This window comes from Mycoplana ramosa (genome assembly GCF_041930185.1).
GTDB classification, from domain to species: domain Bacteria; phylum Pseudomonadota; class Alphaproteobacteria; order Rhizobiales; family Rhizobiaceae; genus Mycoplana; species Mycoplana ramosa.
The window spans coordinates 239320-260360 of sequence record NZ_JBHEEW010000002.1 but is presented as its reverse complement, the minus strand read 5'-3'; the positions used below and the strand labels follow the sequence as shown (position 1 = coordinate 260360).

General features: G+C 63.3%; 19 protein-coding genes. 12 read left to right on the top strand and 7 right to left on the bottom strand.

What is annotated here, in order from left to right:
• The first annotated feature begins 349 nt into the window (after window positions 1-349).
• Window positions 350-1762, top strand: a complete 1413-nt coding sequence (locus JNC62_RS03765; protein ID WP_374836096.1) for a DUF3300 domain-containing protein — start codon at window positions 350-352, stop codon at window positions 1760-1762.
• Between the two features lie 24 nt (window positions 1763-1786).
• The gene (locus JNC62_RS03760) at window positions 1787-2746 is read left to right on the top strand and encodes a DUF2950 family protein (RefSeq protein ID WP_374836094.1); all 960 of its coding nucleotides are present in this window, start codon (window positions 1787-1789) and stop codon (window positions 2744-2746) included.
• Between the two features lie 137 nt (window positions 2747-2883).
• Here the strand turns inward: JNC62_RS03760 and JNC62_RS03755 are convergent, their stop codons facing one another.
• Window positions 2884-3663: a carbon-nitrogen hydrolase family protein gene (locus JNC62_RS03755; protein ID WP_374836092.1), complete on the bottom strand. Its 780-nt coding sequence runs from the start codon at window positions 3661-3663 to the stop codon at window positions 2884-2886.
• A 105-nt stretch (window positions 3664-3768) separates the two neighbouring features.
• Here JNC62_RS03755 and JNC62_RS03750 point away from each other — a divergent pair, with 105 nt between their 5' ends.
• Window positions 3769-4467, top strand: a complete 699-nt coding sequence (locus JNC62_RS03750) for a DUF2726 domain-containing protein (protein ID WP_374836090.1) — start codon at window positions 3769-3771, stop codon at window positions 4465-4467.
• A gap of 11 nt (window positions 4468-4478) precedes the next feature.
• Here JNC62_RS03750 and JNC62_RS03745 read toward each other — a convergent pair whose 3' ends face one another.
• The 5 genes from JNC62_RS03745 to speB all read right to left on the bottom strand — a co-directional run bounded on the left by JNC62_RS03745 (window position 4479) and on the right by speB (window position 9584).
• Entirely contained in the window at window positions 4479-5279 is an 801-nt protein-coding gene (locus JNC62_RS03745; protein ID WP_374836088.1) for an ABC transporter permease, read from the bottom strand.
• Window positions 5276-6130: an ABC transporter permease gene (locus JNC62_RS03740; protein ID WP_374836086.1), complete on the bottom strand. Its 855-nt coding sequence runs from the start codon at window positions 6128-6130 to the stop codon at window positions 5276-5278. Before JNC62_RS03740 ends, JNC62_RS03745 begins: the two co-directional genes overlap by 4 nt.
• Window positions 6127-7164 carry an ABC transporter ATP-binding protein gene (locus tag JNC62_RS03735; RefSeq protein ID WP_374836084.1) on the bottom strand — a complete coding sequence of 346 codons (1038 nt, stop codon included), beginning with the start codon at window positions 7162-7164 and terminating at the stop codon, window positions 6127-6129. The genes JNC62_RS03740 and JNC62_RS03735 overlap by 4 nt, the downstream gene beginning before the upstream one ends.
• Window positions 7165-7369: 205 nt before the next feature.
• Window positions 7370-8458: an ABC transporter substrate-binding protein gene (locus JNC62_RS03730; protein ID WP_374836082.1), complete on the bottom strand. Its 1089-nt coding sequence runs from the start codon at window positions 8456-8458 to the stop codon at window positions 7370-7372.
• Between the two features lie 67 nt (window positions 8459-8525).
• Window positions 8526-9584 carry an agmatinase gene (speB, locus tag JNC62_RS03725; RefSeq protein WP_374836079.1) on the bottom strand — a complete coding sequence of 353 codons (1059 nt, stop codon included), beginning with the start codon at window positions 9582-9584 and terminating at the stop codon, window positions 8526-8528.
• A 182-nt stretch (window positions 9585-9766) separates the two neighbouring features.
• On the opposite strand from speB, the gene gcvA reads away from it, so the two are divergent.
• The 9 genes from gcvA (at window position 9767) to JNC62_RS03680 (ending at window position 19254) form a co-directional block, all read left to right on the top strand.
• Window positions 9767-10807: a transcriptional regulator GcvA gene (gene gcvA / locus JNC62_RS03720; protein ID WP_374836077.1), complete on the top strand. Its 1041-nt coding sequence runs from the start codon at window positions 9767-9769 to the stop codon at window positions 10805-10807.
• Between the two features lie 11 nt (window positions 10808-10818).
• A complete protein-coding gene (locus JNC62_RS03715) occupies window positions 10819-11994 on the top strand; it encodes an aminotransferase (RefSeq protein WP_374836075.1) in 1176 nt (391 codons plus the stop codon).
• Between the two features lie 173 nt (window positions 11995-12167).
• Window positions 12168-12668, top strand: a complete 501-nt coding sequence (locus JNC62_RS03710; RefSeq protein WP_374836073.1) for a MarR family winged helix-turn-helix transcriptional regulator — start codon at window positions 12168-12170, stop codon at window positions 12666-12668.
• A gap of 234 nt (window positions 12669-12902) precedes the next feature.
• A complete protein-coding gene (gene repA / locus JNC62_RS03705; RefSeq protein ID WP_374836070.1) occupies window positions 12903-14150 on the top strand; it encodes a plasmid partitioning protein RepA in 1248 nt (415 codons plus the stop codon).
• 438 nt (window positions 14151-14588) lie between these two features.
• Window positions 14589-15791, top strand: coding sequence for a plasmid replication protein RepC (repC, locus tag JNC62_RS03700; RefSeq protein ID WP_374836068.1), 1203 nt, complete (start codon window positions 14589-14591; stop codon window positions 15789-15791).
• A gap of 145 nt (window positions 15792-15936) precedes the next feature.
• Window positions 15937-16605, top strand: coding sequence for a TetR/AcrR family transcriptional regulator (locus JNC62_RS03695; protein WP_374836066.1), 669 nt, complete (start codon window positions 15937-15939; stop codon window positions 16603-16605).
• A gap of 54 nt (window positions 16606-16659) precedes the next feature.
• A complete protein-coding gene (locus JNC62_RS03690; RefSeq protein WP_374836064.1) occupies window positions 16660-16875 on the top strand; it encodes a heavy-metal-associated domain-containing protein in 216 nt (71 codons plus the stop codon).
• 389 nt (window positions 16876-17264) lie between these two features.
• Complete coding sequence (locus JNC62_RS03685) at window positions 17265-17912, top strand: NUDIX hydrolase (RefSeq protein ID WP_374836062.1); 648 nt, start codon at window positions 17265-17267, stop codon at window positions 17910-17912.
• Window positions 17913-18330: 418 nt separating this feature from the next.
• Window positions 18331-19254 carry a glycosyltransferase family 2 protein gene (locus JNC62_RS03680; RefSeq protein ID WP_374836061.1) on the top strand — a complete coding sequence of 308 codons (924 nt, stop codon included), beginning with the start codon at window positions 18331-18333 and terminating at the stop codon, window positions 19252-19254.
• 101 nt (window positions 19255-19355) lie between these two features.
• On the opposite strand, the gene groL is transcribed toward JNC62_RS03680, so the two are convergent.
• Window positions 19356-20984 carry a chaperonin GroEL gene (groL, locus tag JNC62_RS03675; RefSeq protein ID WP_374836059.1) on the bottom strand — a complete coding sequence of 543 codons (1629 nt, stop codon included), beginning with the start codon at window positions 20982-20984 and terminating at the stop codon, window positions 19356-19358.
• Window positions 20985-21041 lie beyond the last annotated feature (57 nt).

Genomic DNA, 21041 nt, shown 5'->3' with positions numbered 1-21041 from the left:
GCTCGTAGCGTTGACCGGCAGTGATTGAGGACCTTGTGCCTCCCTGACGCCTGCGACGGTGAGCCGGCCAAGAACATCCGCGCCCCGCAGCGGCGTGGCGTCGGCCCCCCAATGCCTATGGGACAGACTCGCCTTCGCCGCAGGTGGTGCATACGGCCGTAGCTACATGTAGCTACGGCATGGTCACTATTTTTCCGGTTCGCTTTGGAGGACAATCAGCCATCGGTTTACCATGCCGTGATGGCGGCCTGCTCGTGTGGGCCAGTCGCCCTGTTTGCGGCGGCCGGGTTGAGCATTCTCGGGACTGAAGCTGATTGACCGGTGTGTACCGGATGGAGGTTTCAAGGTCATGGATTTCGAACGGTTTTCAAGCTGCCTGTGCTCGAGCGTCATGGGCTTTCTGCTGGTGACAGCAAGCGTTCCCTGGGCGGGATCGGCTTTGGCGCAGCAGCAGCAGGCTGCCGCCCCGGCAAAGTCCGGCGGAGAAGCCCAGGCCGAGCAGCCCGACCTTCTGACCGAGGACGAGCTGGAGGTGCTGGTTGCGCGCATCGCGCTCTATCCGGATGAACTCGTCGCGCTGGTTTCCTCGGCCTCGCTGTTTCCGCTGCAGATCGTCGAGGCCGAGCGCTTCCTCGAGCAGAAGGCGAAGAACAAGGATCTGAAGCCGAAGAGCGATTGGGACGACAGCGTGATATCGCTGCTCAACTATCCCGACATCGTGAAAATGATGAGCGAGGATCTGGACTGGACGCAGGCGCTCGGCAGCGCGCTGGCCTACCAGCAAAAGGACGTGCTGATGGCCATCCAGACCCTGCGTGACAAGGCGGTCGCGGATGGCGTCATCAAATCGGATGACAAGATGAAGGTCGTCAACGAGGGTGACAACGTCGTGATCCAGGCGGCCAATCCCGAGGTGATCTACGTCCCCAGATACGAGCCGGAGATGCTTTATGACCCCGGCTACGCACCGGCCCCGATCAGCTACTACGACGACCCCTACCCGAATTACTATTATCCCTCGGCGCCCTATTTCGCGGCGGCGATCACCGGTGCCGCGATCTGGGCGGCGACCATCGACTGGAACGACTGGGGCGTTTGGGGCGGCAATTGGGGCGGCGATGTCGACATCGATTGCGACAAGTGTTTCAACGACATCAACATCGACCGCGACAAATTCAAGATGAACGAGGTCGACTGGTCGAACATCGACCGCTCGAAGATCAAGTTCGACAAGAACCAGTTCGCCAACCTCGATCGGACCCAGTTCAAGAACGACTTCAAGGGGAATCGCGATAACAACATCGCCAACCGCGCCAATGAGGTGCGGCGCAATGGCGGCGAGACGCTCGCCAACCGGGCCGGCAAGGTGTCGGTCGACGACGTGCGCAGAAGCAAGGTCGAGGCGGCCGATCGGGCGCGACAGCGGACCGGCGGACAGGCTGCCGGCGCGCGGCGGGACGGCGGCGGAGCGGGCGTCAGCCGCCCGGGCGGGGCCGGTGCCGGCAAGGTCGCGAGCGCCAACCGCAAGGTCAACAAGCCGAGGCCAGGCGGCCAGGTGCAGAAGCGCTCCAGCAATCGACCGTCAGCGATGGGCAATGTCAGCAGCAAGCGAAATACGCAGCTTGCCTCCAATCGCGGCCGGCAGTCGATGAGCGGCGGTGGCCGGAGCCGGCCGAGTGCCAGCAGCGGCGGGCGTCGCGGTGGCGGTGGCGGAGCGCGACCGCGTGGCGGCGGCGGCGGTCGCGGCGGTGGACGTCGTTGAACAACAGGCGATCAGGAGAGAGCGATGTCGAGAATTGTGCGTGACAGGATCGCCGTTTCGCTTGCAGGCGCGATCGCTTTGGGTGTCATCCAGCTAGTCCCGGCCCCCGCCGCGGCGCAGGCGAAAGGCCCGCTCGACGATTACGTGGCGGGGAAAGCCCCGCCGGCGTTCGACACGCCCGAACAGGCGGTGGAGGCCTTCAAGGCGGCGGTGAACAACAGCGACTTCGACAAGGTGGCGGAACTTCTAGGGCTGGACGCGGCGAAGGCCAAGGCCAACCCCGGGACGATGGACACCTTCGCCGACATCCAGGCCGGCGTGAAGGAGACGGTGCGCATCGAGGACAAGGATGGCAACAAGGTGCTGGACATCGGCAAGATCCAATGGCCGCTGCCCTTCCCGCTCGCAAAGGACGACAAGGGCAAATGGGCCTTCGACACCCATGCCGGTCTCGAGGAGATCGCCGATCGTCATGTCGGCGAGAATGAACTGTCGACGATCGACACGCTGAAAGCCTATGTCGATGCGCAGGAGGACTATGCGTCGCAGGACCGGGACGGCGACGGCGTGCTCGAATATGCGCAGAAGACCGTCAGCAGCCCCGGCAAGCAGGACGGCCTCTACTGGCCGGCCGAGGAATTCGGCGGTGAGGAGAGCCCGGCCGGGCCGGCGTTGGCCGACGGCGACGCCCTTCAGAGAGCCAAGGCCGGACAGGGCTATAACGGCTACCGTTACCGCATCCTCACCGGCCAAGGGGACAACATCGCCGGCGGCAAGTTCAGCTATGTCATCAACGGCAACATGATCGCCGGCCATGCGGCCGTCGCCTGGCCGGTCACCTACGGGCTCACCGGCATCAAGACGTTCCTCGTCAACAAGAATGGCATCATCTACCAGGCTGACCTAGGCGAGAACACGGCGGAGATTGCCGCGAAGATCCGCACCTTCAACCCGAGCGACGAATGGGAGGTCGTGCAGGATTGACCACGATCACCCGACAGGATCGCGACAATGGACGGTTACAGTCGTCATGATCGAGCGGCTCTTTCATCGGGCGCTGGCGATTGAATTAAGCGTGTCCTTAAACACGACATGATCCAACCGCGGTCCGATGACGAGGGTCAGACTCGCCGCGCCAGATCGACGAGGTAGGAGTTTTCCGCCCGAGACGTGGCATAGTCCGACGGAACGATCTCGGCGAAAAGCAGCGCCTCGTCCTCGGCCGGCGCCGCTGCCAGCAGGCTGCCATCGGGTGCTGCAATGCGCGAGAGCCCGGCATAGCTGAAGCGCCCGTCCGTGCCGCAATGGTTGACATAGGCGACGAAGGCCTGGTTCTCGAAGGCGCGGACCGGGATCATCTTGTCGGCGATGAAGGCACCGGAGGCGCCCTTCGGCAGCGCCGTCGGCACAACGACGAGATCGGCGCCCGCAAGCGCCAGCCGGCGCACGTTCTCCGGGAACTCGACATCGTAGCAGATCAGCATGCCGAGGTTCAGGCCACCGTGGCTGACGATCACCGACGTGGGGGCTTCCGGACGGAACCATTGCCGCTCGTAGTCGCCATAGAGATGGGATTTGCGGTAGACGGCATTGGTGCCGATGCCGTCGGTGAACAGTGCGCTGTTGAAGACGACGTCCCCTTCCGCCTCGGCAAAGCCGGTGACGATGGCAAGGCCGTGGTCGCGGGCGATCGTGGCGATCCGCTCGACCAGTTCGCCCTCCGCGGGGGCGGCGATCTTCGGAAAAGCCTCCCCTGCCCCGTAGCCGCTGACGGCTAGTTCGGGCGCGATCAGGAGCTTTGCGCCCCGGGCGGCGGCCTCCTTCGCGGCTGCCGCAATGCGGGCGAGATTGGCGTCGCTGTCGCCGTTGACGGCCTGCATCTGCAAGGCTGCGATCTTCATGTTGTCTCCTCCGGGGCGGCGAACCGCCGATAACTGTTGTTTCGTCTTCATGTGAGTTTTGGCGGCAAAAACAACTTATGCACACTGACTATCCAGAATGCCGGCATGCCGTCCGAGATTATCGCACTGATCGACAAGCCGCATCTGCTGATCCTCGTACTGTTTGTCGGGGCAATTATCGGCATGGCCGTCGAATATGCAGTGTTTACCAGGCCCGAGTTGTTGACGGCGAGGAAGGGTGGCCGGCGCCCTGAAGGCAATATCAGCAACGGCCCCTGGCAAGAGGGCGGATCGCCTTCAAGGCCACGTGATGCCGTCGATCAGTTGCGGATCGTCATGCGATCGGACTTTAGCGTGCAGCCGCCCCTGAACAAGCGTGAAGTGCGTGTGTTCAAAGAACTTGATCGCCTCGTGATCGAGACCAACCCGACATGGCAGGTGATGGCTCAGGTGTCACTCGGCGAGATTCTTCGTAGTGCCGATTCGGATGCTTACGGTTGCATCAATTCGAAACGGGTCGATCTGCTGCTGGTGGACAGCGACTGCTATCCACGGCACGCCATCGAATACCAGGGCAGTGGACACTATCAGGGAAGCGCCGCTGCCCGCGACGCCGTCAAGAAAGAGGCGCTGCGACGGGCCGGGATCGGCTATCACGAGGTCGTCGCCGGGCATACGACCCCGACTGATCTCAAGCGGCTCGTCGAACAGCTGGTGGATCAGCCTGGTTCACGCGCACTTGGGCTTCCGAAGCAATCCTCCCCTCAAAATACGCCCCCGAGGAATCTCGGCGCAGCTGAATAAATTTCACTCCCCTACTTCTCGCTGTTCGCCATCGCGCCGAGCAGCTTCGGTAGGTCGCCGAAGCGGGCGACGAGGCTGAAGATCACCGCGGCGAGCGCGACGAACAGGATTGTCACCGAGGCCATGGTCGGCGTGTAGCCGTAGCGTAGCGCGTTGAAGATCTTGATCGGCAGCGTTTCCATGGTGAAGCCGACGGTCATGTAGGCGACGATGTATTCGTTCAGCGACAGCACGAAGGCAAACGCATAGCCGGAGACGAGATAGGGCAGGATCAGCGGCAGCACGACGGTGCGGAAGACCGTCCGGTCATCGGCACCCATCGTCGCGGCGGCTTCCACCAGCGACCGGTCGATCGAGGAGAAGCCGAGCGACAGCGTGACCAGCGGCAGGGTGACGAAGAAGATCGCATGGCTGATCGCAGCCGTCCAGGGCGCGCCGTAGAAGCCGGTGGTCGCCCAGAAGGTCAGCATGCCGAGGGCGGTGATGACCGGCGGCAGCGTGAACGGGGCGATGCCGAGCAACTGGAAGATGTTGGCCCAGGGCGCATGGCGCCGCCACAGGAACCAGGTGAGCGGCAAAGCAATCAGGAGCGCCAGCGCCGCCGAGACGGTGGCAAGCGTCACCGAGGCGAGCAGCGCGTTGCGCCACTCGTCGTTGGTGAAGATCTGACCGTACCAAGCGAGCGAAAAGCCCTGCGGCGGAAAGGCCAGCGTCTGCTTCTCGTTGACCGAGACCCCGGCGACGACGATCAGCGGCAGCGACAGGAAAAGGCCGACGAGCCCGAGATAGAGGCGGGGAAGAAACGAACTCATGCGGCTTCTCCCTTGCGGCCAGCATAGACGGTGAGGCCGACGAGGCCGAGCGTGACCAGCACCAGGAACACGGCCATGGCGGCGGCGAACGGCATGTTCGACTGGTAGATCGCCTGGTCGGTGATCAGTACCGACAGCGTCCAGTGCTGCGGCCGGCCGAGGATCTGCGGCAACAGATACGAGCCGAGCGCGAAGATGAAGACCATGATCAGCGTGGCGACGATGGTGTTGCGCAGCGCCGGTATCACCACCGTGAAGAAGGATTTCAGCGGCGAGGCGCCGAGCGTGCGGGCCGCTTCGGTCAGCGTCGGGTCGAGGCGCACCAGCGCCGGATAGAGTACGAGCACGGTGTAGGGCAGCGCCTGGTAGACCATCGCCGTCAGCACCGCGCCAAAACTCGGGTTCAACGCCACCGGCTCGCTCATCAGGCCGATGGTGACGAGGAGGTTGGTGATGCCGGCGGTGCGCGAAAACAGCGTCGACCAGGCGAAGCCGATGATGACCTCGGACAGTGACAGCACCGACAGCAGTGCCACCAGCCAGACGACCTGCGTGCGGCGCTGGGCGCGCGACAGCAGGTAGGTGAACGGCACGGCAAGGACGACGCAGCAAATGGCGACGGCGATTGCCAGGAACAGCGAGAAGCCGAGCACCTTGCCGAAGAACGGGCTGAGGAAGCGGGCGTAGTTGTCGAAGACGAAGGCGGTCGAGTAGAAGCCGGCCGGGTCGCGCTTGAAGAAGGAGACGGCGATCATCGTGGCGAACGGGATCACGAAGAACACCGTCAGCATTGCCGCCGGGAAGAACAGCGGACCGTAGTCGGAAAATTTCTGCGGCGCTTCGCGTCTCATGACTTCAGCACCACGCAGGCGTCGGGCGAAAGCCGGATGCCGACCTCCTGGCCGACCGAGACGTCAGGGCGGGCGTTCGGCATCGAGACGGCGACGACCTGCTTGCCGCCGGCCTCCACGAAGGTCTCGATCGTGCCGCCGAGATCGCGCACGAAGGTGACCTTGCCGGTGATGGCGCCGTGGCCGGGCGCGGTCAGCTGGACGTCCTCGGGGCGCACCGACAGGACGCCCTTGCCCAGCCCCTCCGGGATGGCCAGACCCTCGACGCTCGTGCCGAGCACGCTGGCGCGGCCCGCGCCCTCGGCGGAAAAGTCGATCAGATTGGTCATGCCGATGAAATCGGCGACGAAGGCGTCGGCCGGGCGGCGGTAGATCTCCACCGGCGGTGCGGCCTGGCGGATCTCGCCGCTGTTCATCACCACGACCGTGTCGGCCATGGTCATTGCCTCGCGCTGGTCGTGGGTGACGACGATGGTGGTGATGCCGAGGCGCTGCTGCAGCTGGCGCAGTTCCACCTGCATCGCCTCGCGCAGCTTGGCGTCGAGGGCCGACAGCGGCTCGTCCAGCAGGAACAGTTTCGGCGAGATGGCGAGTGCGCGCGCGATCGCGACGCGCTGGCGCTGGCCGCCGGAGAGTTTTGATACCGGCCGGTCGGCGTAGCCGGACAAATGGATCATCGCCAGCAGTTCGTTGACGCGCTTGACCTGGTACTCCTTGGCGACGCCGCGGATGCGCAGCGAATAGGCGATGTTCTCGCCGACAGTCAGGTGCGGAAACAGCGCCAGCGACTGGAACACCATGCCGAGATCACGCTTGTGGGTCGGCACGCGGGTGATGTCCGCCCCGTCGAGACTGATCACGCCGCGGGTTGGCAGATCGAGGCCGGCGATCATCCGCATCAAGGTGGTCTTTCCGCAACCGGACGGACCGAGCAGGCAGACGAAGGTTCCGTGCGGGACGGCGAGGTCGACACTCTTCACCGCGGTGAAGTTGCCAAATTCCTTGGTGACGTTCTGAAGTGCCAGTCCGGACATTGGTTTCCTGTTATTTTGCGCCACGCGCTTGAGAGAAATGGCGGCACCCGACGATTGCGCGCCACAGCCGAGGCCTCGGCGAGCTTCGTCATGTGGCTTTCGCCTCCCCTTGGGGGGCACGCGCGGGTGGTGTGACATCGAGCGCTTGTGGTCACCCCACCCTGGCCGTGCGTGTCGACCCTTCCCCTCGAGGGGAAGGTAATCATCAGCCGACGATCAGCTCCGTCCACTTCTGGTTCAGCCAGTCGGACTTGGTCTGGTAGAGATCGTAGCGCGGGATGATCGGCTCGATGTCGGACGAGACCGCGGCGAATTCCGCGTCCGTCAGATCAAGCAGCTCGCGCTTGACGGTCGGTGCCGTGCCAACCTTACGCGACAGCGTCGCCTGGATCGCCGGCTGGCACATGTAGTCGATGAAGACGTGGGCCTCGTCGACCTTCTTGGAAGCGCGCGACAGCGCCCAGCAGCCGGAATCCTGGATGCCGCCTTCCTTCGGGAAGGTCGAGCGGACCGGGTGGCCGTCGGCGGCGGCAAGGCCAGTGACGTCGTGGTAGTACTGCCCCATCGGAATCTCGCCCGATTTCAGCGCCTGTTCGAACTGCGCCTCGTCGCGATACCAGAGCGCCACGTTCGGCTTGACCTCGGCGAGCTTTTCGAAGGCCTTGAGGATACCCTCTTCCGTGTCGAGCGCATTGGTGCCGCCCATGAAGGTCTTGGCCGTCACTTCCAGCAGGAAGGAGTTGGAGACGAGCGCCAGCAGGCCGAGCTTGTCGGCATTGGCCGGATCCCAGAACGCCTGCCAGGAGGTCGGCGCCTCCTTGTAGACGTTGGTGTTGGTGACGAGCGTGATGTACCACGCCACCGCGCCGATGCCGGCGATGCGGCCGTCCGGATACTTGTTGACGAAGCGGTCGAGCAGGTTGCCGGCGTTCTTGATCTTGGCCGTGTCGATCGGCGCCCAGAGCTCGGTCGCCTGGCCCTTCAGCATCGCCACCTGTGACATCATCGAGACGTCGGCCGGGGCCTGGCCGGCCTTGGCGGCCTGCTCGAGCTGCACGAGCCAAGCCTCGCCGGTCGGCTCGGCGACCGACTCCACGGCGATACCCGTGGCCTTGGTGAATTCGGGGAAGATGTTCTTGTCGAAGGAATCCTTGAAATAGCCGCCGTAGACGCCGACCTTCAGGGATTTTTCCTGCGCGCGCAGGATCGAGGGCATCGCCAGCAGCGATGCACCGGCGACGCTGGCGCCGAGCACGCCGCGGCGGCTGATATTGGCGTTGAGGATGTCACGCATCGTCTTTCTCCAGTTTGTGCCGGCCGGTTGCATGCCGGTCCGGCTCGTTCCCATTTTGTATTATAGGTCAGGCCTTTGCCGTGACGGAAGGGCTGAATACCATCAGGCTGAGGATTTCGAACAGCACCTGCGCACCGGCTTGCGCCGTGTTGGTGGTGGCGTCGTATTGCGGGGCCACTTCCACGACGTCGCCGCCGACGAGATTGACGCCCTTCAGGCCGCGCAGCAGTTCCAGCACTTCGCGGGTGGTCAACCCGCCAATCTCCGGCGTGCCGGTGCCGGGCGCGAAGCTCGGGTCGAGGCTGTCGATGTCGAAGGAGAGATAGGTCGGGCCGTCGCCGACGACCTGCTTCGCCTTCTCGACGATCGCCGCGATGCCCATGCCGGTGACCTCCTCGGCGTGGATGACGGTCATCCCGGATTCGTAGGAGAACTCCCACAGGTATTCGGAGGAGCCGCGGATGCCGATCTGGATCGTGCGGGTCGGGTCGAGCACGCCGTCGAGCACGGCGTTGCGGAACGGCCCGCCGTGGTGGAACTTGGTGCCGTCGAAGGAGCCGCCGGTGTCGCAATGGGCGTCGATGTGGATCATGCCGACCGGCTGCTTCTTGCCGACCGCCTTCATGATCGGGTGGGTGATCGAGTGGTCGCCGCCGACGGCGAGCGGGATCACGCCGGCGTCGACGATCTGGTTGAAGCGCTTCTCGATGTCCTCGTGGCTCATCTCCAGCCGGTAGCGGCTGCGGAACGGCACGTCGCCGATGTCGGCGACCCGCAGGTCGTGCACCGGCGCGCAGTCGAGCACGTGGTTATAGGGGCCGATGCGCTCGATCGTGCGCATCGCCCGCGGCCCGAAGCGCGAGCCGTTGCGGTTGGTGACGCCGAGGTCCATCGGCACGCCGGTGATGGCGACCTGAAGGTTGCCGAAATCCGGGTTTTCAGCGTCGACCGGCATGTGCGGCGCAGCCAGGAAGGTCGGCACGCCGGCATAGGGGGCAAGGCGGGTGCCGCTCTTGGAGAAGATCTTGTCGGCGACCCGGCGGAAGGCCGGGTCGAAGATGTCGCCGCCGTGGCCCTCTGCGAACTTGTCCCGCAATGCCTTCAGCTTGTTTTCGTCGAATGCCATTTTCCGCCTCGCTTTCCGAAATGCCGGGCGCACGGGGGCTTCGATTCGATGTATTTGCCGATCTGCTCCCCCCGGGCTTCTGCCCTTGTTGTCATCATTACGTAACAAAACGGCTGGAAAAGCAATTGACATTGTTATAGCGTTTTGCGTGAGAAAAATTCACATCGAGCGCACCGTCATCCATGTCCAGCCGCCTGCCGCCCCTGAACCCGCTGCGCGCCTTCGAGGCGGCGGCGCGTCGAGGTTCGGTCTCGGCAGCTGCGCGCGAATTGAGCGTTACCCATGGTGCGATCAGTCATCAGATCCGGGCGCTCGAAGACTCGCTTGGCGCCGCGTTGTTCGAGCGCGGCGGCAAGCGGCTCAAGCTGACCTCGCAGGGCGCTCTGCTGCTGCCGGCGGTGACCGAGGCGTTCGGCGGCATCGCGGCGGCGACGGCATTGATGAAACGGCCGGCGACCACCGGTTCGCTGACAATCACCTGCGTGCCAGCATTGTTGTCGCTCTGGATCATCCCACGGCTGAACCGTTTTACCGATCGATATCCTGGCATCAAGCTCACCCTCATTCCGGCGAACGATCCGTCTCAGGTGTTCTCGGGTGACGTCGACGTGTCCATTCTCTATGGCGACGGCAATTGGCCAGACTGCTGGACACGCCTTTGGAGCCATCTGCGGCTCTTTCCGATTGCCAGTCCTACCCTTCTCAACAGCCGGCCCTTGCGCTCCGTGCGCGATCTCGTCGACCACACGCTGTTGCACGGCGACCGCGACGGGCGCGAGTGGAACACCTGGTTTGCCGCCGCCAATGCCGTTCACTTGCCGCGCGGGCCGCAGCATTTCTTGAGCGACGCTCGCCTTTCGACGGAGGCTGCCCTGCACGGCCAGGGAATTGCGCTGGGTGACACGATCACGGCGGCGAGCCTGATCGCCCGCGGTGAAATTGTTGTGCCTTTCGATTTGTCGGTTCCGGCCAATGATGCCTTCTACGTCGCTTGCCGGCAGGACGTCCGCGCGGCCCCCATCGTCAAGGTATTCATTGACTGGCTGTTCACCTCACTGGAGGAAGACAGCTTGCCGGAGCCGCAAATCTCGGCGCGGATGCTGCTGCGCGGCCGAGGGGGGCGGACGACGGCAGAGAATTCCAGCCCCCTCCCCGGCCTGCCGGACGGCGAGCCAAGCCAATCGTGGACCGACGAACCCGCGTCTGACGCGGCCTTACCTTGAAAGAAGCGCTAATGCCCAAATTCAACCCTGCCGTTGAAACCCTCGCCGCACCGCCGATTCCCACAGTCTTCTCCTGGGGAAAAAGCTATGACGGCCGCAGCGGCCCGATGATCGACCTGTCGCAGGCCGTGCCGGGATATCCTGCCCATCCGGAGATGCTGCGGCTGCTTGGCGACTATGCGGCCAATAGCGCCTATACCGGTTATGGCCCGATCGAGGGCGACGCCCGCCTGCGGCAGGTGTACGGGGCGCACGTGGCTTCGGTCTACGGTGCCAGCCTCGGTGCCGAAAACGTTCATGTCACGGCCGGATGCAATCAGGCCTTCGTCTGCGCCGCGGTTACCCTCGCCGGCGCGGGCGACACCGTGCTGATGAGCAACCCGTACTACTTCAACCAGGAAACTTCGCTCGCCATGCTGGGGATCAAGGTGGAACTGACCCCCTGCGATCCCGAAAACGGTTTCCTGCCGGATTTGGCGATGCTTGAGGCAGCGATCACGCCGAAGGTGCGAGCATTGGCGCTCGTGTCCCCGAACAATCCGACGGGAGCGGTCTACCCGCCGGAGCTCTTGTCCGACATTTTCGACCTTTGCCGGGCTCGGGGCATCTGGCTGATCCTGGACGAGACCTATCGCGACTTCATGCCGGAAGGCGTTCAGCGCCCGCACGGATTGTTCCAGAAGCCGGACTGGCAGCAGACGCTGATCAGCCTCTATAGCTTCTCCAAGTCCTTCTGCATCCCCGGGCACCGGCTCGGCGCGATCACCGCTGGTCCGGCTGTCGTCGAGCAGGTTGCGAAGGTCATGGACAATGTGCAGATTTGCCCGCCCCGCTCCGCGCAGGCCGCCGTCGCCGACGCGCTGCCTCTTCTGGCTGAATGGCGCGAAAAGAACCGCATGGAAATCGTTCAACGGGCAGCGGCGCTCCAGGAAACCCTGGAGGGGTTGAACGGCTGGTCGATCGGCGCTGTCGGCGCCTATTTCGCTTTCGTCCGCCATCCCTTCGCGGACAGAACGTCGAGCGAGGTTGCGGAAGGGCTCGCCAGGAAGGCGGGCATACTCTGCCTGCCCGGGAGCTACTTCGGCCCGGGGCAGGAGCGCTACCTCCGCTTTGCCTTCGCAAACGCCAACAGTGAAACGATCCGGCTATTGCGAGATCGAGTGCAGCGGTTCGACGACCCGTCCTAAGGGTACGCATCCGGTCGGGGCGCCGCACACTTTGCAGCCGCGCAAATGTGTGAGGCGCCTCAGCCGAACGACATATGTAAGTCATACTATTTATCCCCAGGTCGTGTCCGTCGCCCGGCATTTGCGTATTGCCAATTGCCGTATTTCGGAGGAGCCTCGTTTCAGAGACGGCGATGTGGGACGCCATGACAAACATTGTTGTGAATGAGGAGCTAGGTGAGGCCGGCGCGCTCGATGTCTCGTCGATCGAACACAGCGTCATCTTCCAGATCAAGCGCACGCAGGCGCTGCTGACCCGTCGCTTCCAGTCGCGTTTCGCGGGCTTCGATCTGCGCCCCGGCGAATACGGAATCCTCCTCCTGATCGCCACGAATCCGGGTCGCAAACAGACCGAGATCGCCGACGCGCTCGGCGTCCAGCGAGCCAATTTCGTGCCGCTCATCAATGCGCTGGAGCGGCGGCAGTTGACCGAGCGCCGACCATCGTTGCAGGACCGTCGCTCCAATGCGCTCTACCTGACACCGATCGGGGAGAGCTTCGTGCAGAAGATCTGCCAGGTCGAAGCCGCGTTCGAGGCCGAATGCACAGCCCGGCTTGGCGGCGTGAAGGCGCGGGAGGCTTTCCTAGCACTGTTGTCGCGGCTGGTGGCGGGTACGGCTGTCACCGGCCCCTGACCGGTAAGTGGCGGAAATGATTCTGTTTCCCGCCCGCGTGTTTATCCCTCGTTAACCAATTCCGCCTTGACGCCGAACGGGAATCGGCACACCGTCTCTAACGGAAATTGGTGGCTGATCGGCATTTCGCCGTTACCGAGTGGTTTTTCTGTTAGATCGGTCATCCAACGTAACCGCGCGGCAGCGCGATTTGTGTGTTGGGCTGTTGATGCCCCGAGGACGAGGAAGGTGCTGATGAGGGTCGCGCCGCACAGAACCGACGCCGCACAACCCGCCGCCGATGAGGCGATCGCGGCGGACGCGCGCGTGCTGTCGGCGCAGCTCAAGGCGATGCGGGAGCGGTTCTTTCCTCCCGCTGCGAAGAAGGTGCTGCGCAGCTTCACCTCGGGCGAGGCGGCGCGTCTGATCGGGGTTTCGGACGGCTACCTGCGACAGCTTTCGCTTGCGGGCGAAGGGCCGCAGCCGGAAACCGGCCCGGGCGGACGGCGTTTTTATTCCCTCACCGATATCAACGCACTCCGGGCCCATTTGGCCGACCAGGCCCTGGCCAAGGGTAACCTGGCCAAGGCACGCGGCTATCGCAAATGGCGCGACCGCGGTGGCGGCGAACACCTGCAGGTCATCGCCGTGACCAACTTCAAGGGCGGCTCGGGCAAGACGACCTCGGCCGCCCATCTGGCGCAGTATCTCGCGCTTTCAGGCTACCGGGTGCTGGCGGTCGATCTCGACCCGCAGGCCTCGCTCTCGGCCTTGTTCGGGTACCAGCCCGAGCTCGATCTCGACGGCAACGACACGCTGTACGGCGCGATCCGCTATGACGACGAGGTGCGGCCGCTGAGGGAGATCATCCGCAAGACCTATTTCGACGGATTGGATCTTGTACCCGGCAACCTCGAACTGCAGGAGTTCGAGCACGTAACCCCACGCGCACTAGCAACCCGGCAGGCGGGCGCGCCCGGCCAGCCGCTGTTCTTCGCCCGCGTCCACGCGGCGCTGCGCACCGTCGAAGACGACTATGACGTCGTCGTGCTCGATTGCCCGCCGCAGCTCGGGTACCTGACCCTGTCGGCGCTTTGCGCCTCGACCTCGGTGATCGTCACCGTTCATCCGCAGATGCTCGACGTCGCCTCGATGAACCAGTTCCTGTTCATGACCTCGGACTTGCTGGCGGTCGTGCGGGAGGCGGGCGGCCGGCTCAATTTCGATTTTCTGCGGTATCTCGTCACGCGGTTTGAGCCGAACGACGCGCCACAGGCGCAGATTGTCGGGCTGATGCGTTCGCTCTTCGGCGACCGGGTGCTGACGGCGCCGATGGTCAAGTCGACAGCAGTCTCGGATGCCGGCCTGACGAAGGAAACGCTCTACGAGGTTGGCCGGGAGAACTTCACCCGCACCACCTACGACCGGGCGATGGAAAGCATGAATGCCGTCAACGCCGAGATCGAAGGGCTGATGCTCTCCGCCTGGGGGCGCAACGGCTAAAGCATGTCGCGCAACAGTGTGCAGCGGTTTTGCGAAGACGGCATGCGGTAAAACAAGGACTTAAAGCGTGGAGCGAATCCGAAGGATCGCTACGCGCTTTAGCCCAAGGAAACCGGCCAGGCGAGCGGCCTCGCCGGGAACGATGGAAACGAAACGGGAAAGGATCGAAGCAAGAAAAAAGGCCTCCAAAACGTCGCCATTCCGGAAGCCCTCTTCAATGTAGCAGTTCGAGAGAATCACTTCCGACAGTCAAAGTCAAGAGTCCGCCACCGTTTTGCCGGTTGCGGAACGGAGATTTATTGTCTGTCGCTATCTGCGACGCAACAAAAAACGCTCTGATTTCAAAGGATTAGAGCCCATCCGCGCATTCGTCCGAATGCGTGACGGCTTTGCTATGACGTTCGGGCCCAGCCTCTTGCCTCCTTGAGAGGGACGACCATGACGGAGAGACTGGCGACGACGCCTTTCGGCGGCGGCAGGATGACTGCGCGCGTGTTTGCGATGCAGAAACGGGTTTTCGAGACGCAGGCCAGGCTTGCGGCGGACGCGGGTGGCAATGACACCGGGACTGCCGAGAAATGGCAGCTCCTGCGAGCGCTGACGGAGGCGCGTGCGCACTACGGCCTCTCGGACCGGACAATCGCGGTACTTGAGGCGCTGCTGACGTTCCATCCGGAAAAAATCCTCGATGGTCGCGCACCGATCGTCGTGTTCCCGTCGAATGCGGAGCTGTCGGTCCGCTCGCGTGGAATGGCGCCGGCAACGCTCCGGCGGCATCTGGCCCTGCTGATGGCGGCCGGCATGCTCTTGCGCCGCGATAGTCCGAACGGCAAGCGCTATTGCCGCCGCGACGAGCGCGGCGTGGTGGAAGAAGCCTTCGGTTTCGACCTGGCGCCGCTGGCGCTGATGGCGGGCGATATCCATCAACAGGCCGAGCGCGCGCGCGCGGAGGCGCGACGATACCAGGCGCTCCGTGCCGAGGTGACGATACATCTGCGCGACGTGGCGAAGGTCATCGAGGCGGCGCTGGCCGAGGGTCGGGCGGGCGCGTGGGCCGAACATCAGATCGCCTTGGCCACGCTATCGGGACGCCTCAGCCGCAAGGCGTCAACAGAGACGCTGGAGGAACGCAAGGCAGCCCTGGTGACGCTGCGGCGGCAGGTGGAAGACGACTACCTGAAAGCGCTATCAAGCGAAGAAATGAGCGCCAATGACCTTCAACATGAGCGGCATATTCAGAATTCAAATACAGACCTCAATTTTGAAATAAACGGCCATGAGTCAAACCAGGCGGAGCCGCCGCGGCAAGAAGGTGGTCCGGCGCGCAAGGGGGTGGCGGTCAGCCTGAAGCGCGTCTTGGCGGCGTGCCCTGAAATAGGCTCATATGCGAAGGACGGGGTGGCCACCTGGGCCGATCTCGTCAAGGCGGCCGCGCTGGTGCGCTCGATGCTCGGGATTTCGCCGGACGCCTATGAAAAGGCCCGGGCGGCGATGGGTGACGGGGCCGCGGCTGTGGTGGTGGCTGCCATCCTGGAGCGTTCCGACCAGATCCGCTCGCCCGGCGGCTACCTTCGCGAACTGACGCGCAAGGCCGAGGCCGGACAGTTCTCGGTATTGCCGATGATCAAGGCGCTGGAATGACCGCGAACCGCGCCGGCGATAAGCGAAAGTAGTCGGCGCGGCATCGCATGAAAGGAGAAAGCGTGCGGCGAAGGAGAATAATTCCTTTAAGCTGCAGCTGATTTGGTGAGAAAATGGTGTGGTGATTCACACGGGAAGCATGGGCATGACGGCGAAAGCCGCGGATTTGGAACAGCGCCTCAGGCGCAGGCCGAAGCAGGAACGCAGCCGCGGGCGCGTCGAGGAGATATTGCGGGTCGCAAAAGAGCTGATCGGTGAGAAAGGCATCGACGGCATGACCATGCGGGAGGTCGCGCAGCTTACGGGCGGGCCGATTGCCTCCGTCTACCAGTACTTCCCAAACAAGTCGGCAATCATCGCCATGCTTTACGAGCAACACAGCACCGAAACGCGCGCAGGCATCGAAGCCAGCCTATGCGGAGTTCAGGACATGGCTGGCATTCGCGATGCAGCCGACGCAATCCTGAATGGATACTATCTCCAAGTTGCCGGAGATCCGGCGATCCAAGACCTGCTGAACGCCATCCAGGCGGATAAGGAACTCCAGAACATGGACATCGTGGAGACGCGGCGGCAGGCCGAACTTTTCTGCGCGATGTCGTCTCACCTGCTGGCGCCAACCGACCGCGAGCGCTTCGGCCGGCTTGTGTTCCTGCTCTTTCAGCTCGCGGCCGGCGTCGTGAGGCTGGCGATCACGCTTCCCGCGGATGAAGCGGAGATGATGTTGGTCGACTTCAAGCAGATCATCCACGGCCAACTGGCAAGCTTCCGCCCGGCCGGCGCACCGGAGATCAAAGCACAAGAAAGCGCTTGACCTTGCCACGGGGTAGAGGTTCAGGATCCATTCGTTCAACAGGAAAAATGTGAAATGACGAACGAGACGACCCTTGCCTTTTCCGTCGCGGATATGACCTGCGGCCATTGCGTGCGCACCATCACGGCGGCCGTTGAGGCGGCCTTTCCCGGTGCGAAGGTATCCGCCGACGCAGCGACCCATCGCGTGACGATCGTGGGCGTTCAAGATGCCCGTTCCGTCGCGGGCGTCATTGCGGCTGAAGGTTACACGCCGGTGACATTGGACTGAGACCCCACCTGAGCGCGCGGCTGGCCGCCGCACAGCTGGTCTCCTGCGGCAAACCGGCTCGCGGCGAGAACGCGGGGGCTACAAGCTACCTCTGGAGCCCGTCACCGCGGGCCCAAAGGCGCCGTCGCCCCGCTCATAGGCAATCTCTGTATCATTTTCCCGCGGCGGTCATTGAACGGCCTCGATTGATCACTATGTTGTTTAACATGTGCATGGAAACGTTCATAAGAGTATCGAGGCTGACCGGGGACTCTCGTGGTTTTTCCCGGGGCGGTCTCTTTTGAACCCAGAACACCGCACGCCTTATCCGCTCCGGGACATTTCTCAACGCCATATGCGGTTCACTCCCCTGTCGCACCGTACAGGTGCCACTTCGATTGGACCTATCAATGAGAGTTTCGTCCTCCAGCCGAACCTGCAGTTCCTGCCACCGTCACCTTCCGCGCGCGGCGCCGCGCTGCCCATGGTGTGCGACGCCGGCCGCTCTTCCGTCTTATCGCCCGGCCCGTTCACCGTCCCGCTCGTCCGCTGAATCCAGTAGCGGTCGAGACGAGCACAAGGAAGCGACGACCGACCGGTCTCCGCTTCTGGCTCGTGAGATCGAAGCTCCGCGTCGCTTGCTTCAATATGGGGCGCTGCCGTGGCGTGTCGGGCGTTGTGGAAACGTCAGGACCCTCCTGATCACCTCGCGGCGGCGTGGGCGCTGGATCGTGCCAAAAGGCTGGCTCGAGCGGGGGACTTCGCCGACCCAGTCCGCCGCTCGTGAAGCCTATGAAGAGGCAGGTGTCATCGGCAAGATCCACGCAACGCCGTTGGGACGATACAGCTATCTGAAACAGCGCGATGACGGCTCGAGCGATCTGTGCGATGTGTCACTGTTCGGCCTGCGCGTGCGCGGCACATTGATCAACTGGCCCGAGAAGGGGCAACGGCAGCGCCGCTGGTGCACATTGGCGGAAGCGAGCGAACTGGTCGATGAGCCGCAATTGAAGCAGCTTTTGAAGTCCGTGGAGAAAGACTCGACAGCCTTGAGATGAGGGCTGCGGGTTCATGCTCTAGGGGAACCGGCTCCTTCCTCGCCGAGCACCGCGTTGACGCTGCGGCCTTGGCCGACCAGGCATGACAGCATGCTTGGCGGGGGAGCCGCCGCGCCTTCATTGAAGTTGCCGGTCGCGCGGCCGGGTTCTTTCCATCGTCGATCGCGTGAAGGGGACGACCGTTACCGCCCTGAGCGCGTTGCTTCATGACGGTATCCGGATGACCGCTTCGTCATGCCGCCCTGAAACAACAGGACCACGGCCCTGGCTGAGGCCCGCCGGTTCGTCGGCTCGGCCGCGTCGGCTTGCTCAAACTAAATGATGACGCCGTTTGCTCAAAGGTTGGCCGTGTCACACCTTTCCTTCCCGGACCGATCTCTGCACCATGTCTGCAATCGACTGTGTGGGATCGCGTTTCATGGGGAAACTGCCGGCGTTAAGCGTTGTCATTCCGCATCTCAACGAACCTGACGACAATCTCCGCCAATGCCTTCTGGCGCTTCAGGCCCAGCGCGCCGATGGGATTTCTTTCGAAGTCATCGTCGTCGACAACGGTTCGGTCGAATTGCCGGCAGCTCTCTGCGCCGATTTTCCTGGGGTGCGCCTGGTCAGCCAGCCTACGCCCGGCCCCGGTCCTGCGCGCAATCTCGGTGCGGCGCTCAGTTCGGCCGAATTGCTGGCCTTCATCGATGCCGATTGCGTGGCCCAGCCTGGCTGGATCAAGGGGCTGGTCGATTTCCTGAATGATCGGCCCGAGGTCGATCTTGTCGGAGGCGATATCGGAATTCGCATGACCAATCCAGACAAGCCCACCGGTATCGAAGCCTACGAGAGCATCTACAGTTATCGCGCCCGCGCCTATGTCGAGCGGTACGGCTTCGCGGCGACCGGAAACATGGCAGTCCGTCGCACGGTATTCGAGGCCGTCGGACCTTTCGGCGGCATCTCGACAATGGAAGACACCGAGTGGGGTCAGAAAGCGACCGCCATGGGTTACCGCATCGCCTTTGTGCCGGAAGCGAAGGTCTTGACGCCATCCTGCAAGTCGTTTGCGGAGCTGTCACGGCGTTGGGATCGGCATGTGGCCCACGAATTTCGCCACATCGAAGCGCGCCGACTGGGAACCCTCCGCTGGCTGTTGTCCTGCCTGATTGTCGCCGCCTCGCCTGTTGGTGAGGTGGTGAAGATCCTCGCATCCGATCGCATTTCAGGCGTTCGCAGTCGGTTCGGAGCGTTCGCCTGCCTCACAAGGATTCGGCTGTACCGCGCATGGTTAATGTTTCGGCTACTGCAGACGCGTCGCCAGGCCGCATTGGTGGACAACTGGAATCGCTGCGATTGAGACTGCGCCGACCTCCCAACTCCATCGTTTTTCGACAGCAAGACCGAACTCTTCTCAAAAGCGAGCGCAGAAGGCCCGCCCTTTCGGGCGGGCCTTACCGGTCAGAAATCCATGCCGGCGCCTGCGGGCATCGCCGGTGCGGCTTCCTTCTTGGGCTTCTCGGCGACCATGGCTTCCGTCGTCACCAACAGGCCCGCAACAGAGGCGGCATCCTGCAACGCGGTGCGCACCACCTTGGCCGGGTCGATGACGCCCTGGGCGTAAAGGTCGCCGAACTCGCCGGTCTGGGCATTCCAGCCATATGAGAAGTCGCCCTTCTCGCGCAGCTTGCCGACGATCACCGAACCCTCGGCACCGGCATTCTCAGCGATCTGGCGAACCGGCGCTTCGATCGCACGTCGCACGATGTCGATGCCGACGCGCTGGTCCTGATTGGCCGGAGTGAGACTGTCGAGTGCCTTGACGGCGCGAAGCAGCGCCACGCCGCCGCCCGGCAGGATGCCTTCCTCGACGGCAGCGCGCGTTGCATGCAGCGCGTCGTCGACGCGGTCCTTCTTCTCCTTCACCTCGACTTCGGTCGAGCCGCCGACGCGGATCACGGCAACGCCGCCGGCAAGTTTGGCCAGGCGTTCCTGCAGCTTCTCGCGATCGTAGTCCGAAGTGGTCTCCTCGATCTGGGCGCGGATCTGGGTCACGCGCCCGTCGATTTCCGTCTTCGAGCCGACTCCGTCAATGATCGTCGTATTCTCCTTCTCGATCGCGACCTTCTTGGCGCGGCCGAGCATGTTGAGTGTGACGTTCTCCAGCTTGATGCCAAGGTCCTCGGAGATGACCGTGCCGCCCGTGAGGATCGCAATATCTTCTAGCATGGCCTTGCGGCGGTCGCCGAAGCCGGGAGCCTTGACGGCCGCGATCTTCAGCCCGCCGCGCAGCTTGTTGACGACGAGGGTCGCCAACGCCTCGCCCTCGACATCCTCGGCGATGATCAGCAGCGGCTTGCCAGACTGGACCACGGCTTCGAGAACCGGGAGCATCGCTTGCAGGTTCGACAGCTTCTTCTCGTGGATCAAGATATAGGGGTCCTCGAGCTCGACCCGCATCTTGTCCTGGTTGGTGACGAAGTAGGGGCTGAGATAGCCGCGGTCGAACTGCATGCCCTCGACGATTTCGAGCTCCGTCTCGGCGGTCTTGGCCTCCTCGACAGTGATGACGCCCTCGTTGCCGACCTTCTTCATCGCCTCGGCGAGATAACGGCCGATTTCCTCGTCGCCATTGGCTGAAATGGTGCCGACCTGGGCGATCTCGGAATTGCTGGTGATCTTGCGGGCGTTGGTCTTTAGTTCCTTGACCACCGCGTCGACGGCGAGGTCGATGCCGCGCTTCAGGTCCATCGGGTTCATGCCGGAGGCGACGGCCTTGGCGCCTTCCTTGACGATCGCCTGTGCGAGGACCGTCGCCGTGGTCGTTCCGTCGCCGGCAAGGTCGTTGGTCTTCGAGGCCACCTCGCGCAACATTTGCGCACCCATGTTTTCGAACTTGTCTTCCAGCTCGATTTCCTTGGCGACCGATACGCCATCCTTGGTGATGCGCGGGGCACCGTAGGACTTGTCGATCACGACATTACGGCCTTTCGGCCCGAGCGTGACCTTGACGGCATTGGCAAGCACATCGACCCCACGCAGCATGCGTTCACGGGCATCGGTGTTGAACTTGACTTCTTTCGCAGCCATTTCGTTAACTCCTCAATAGGCAGCTATCTGACTGATTGTGTTCGTCGGATGGATGGC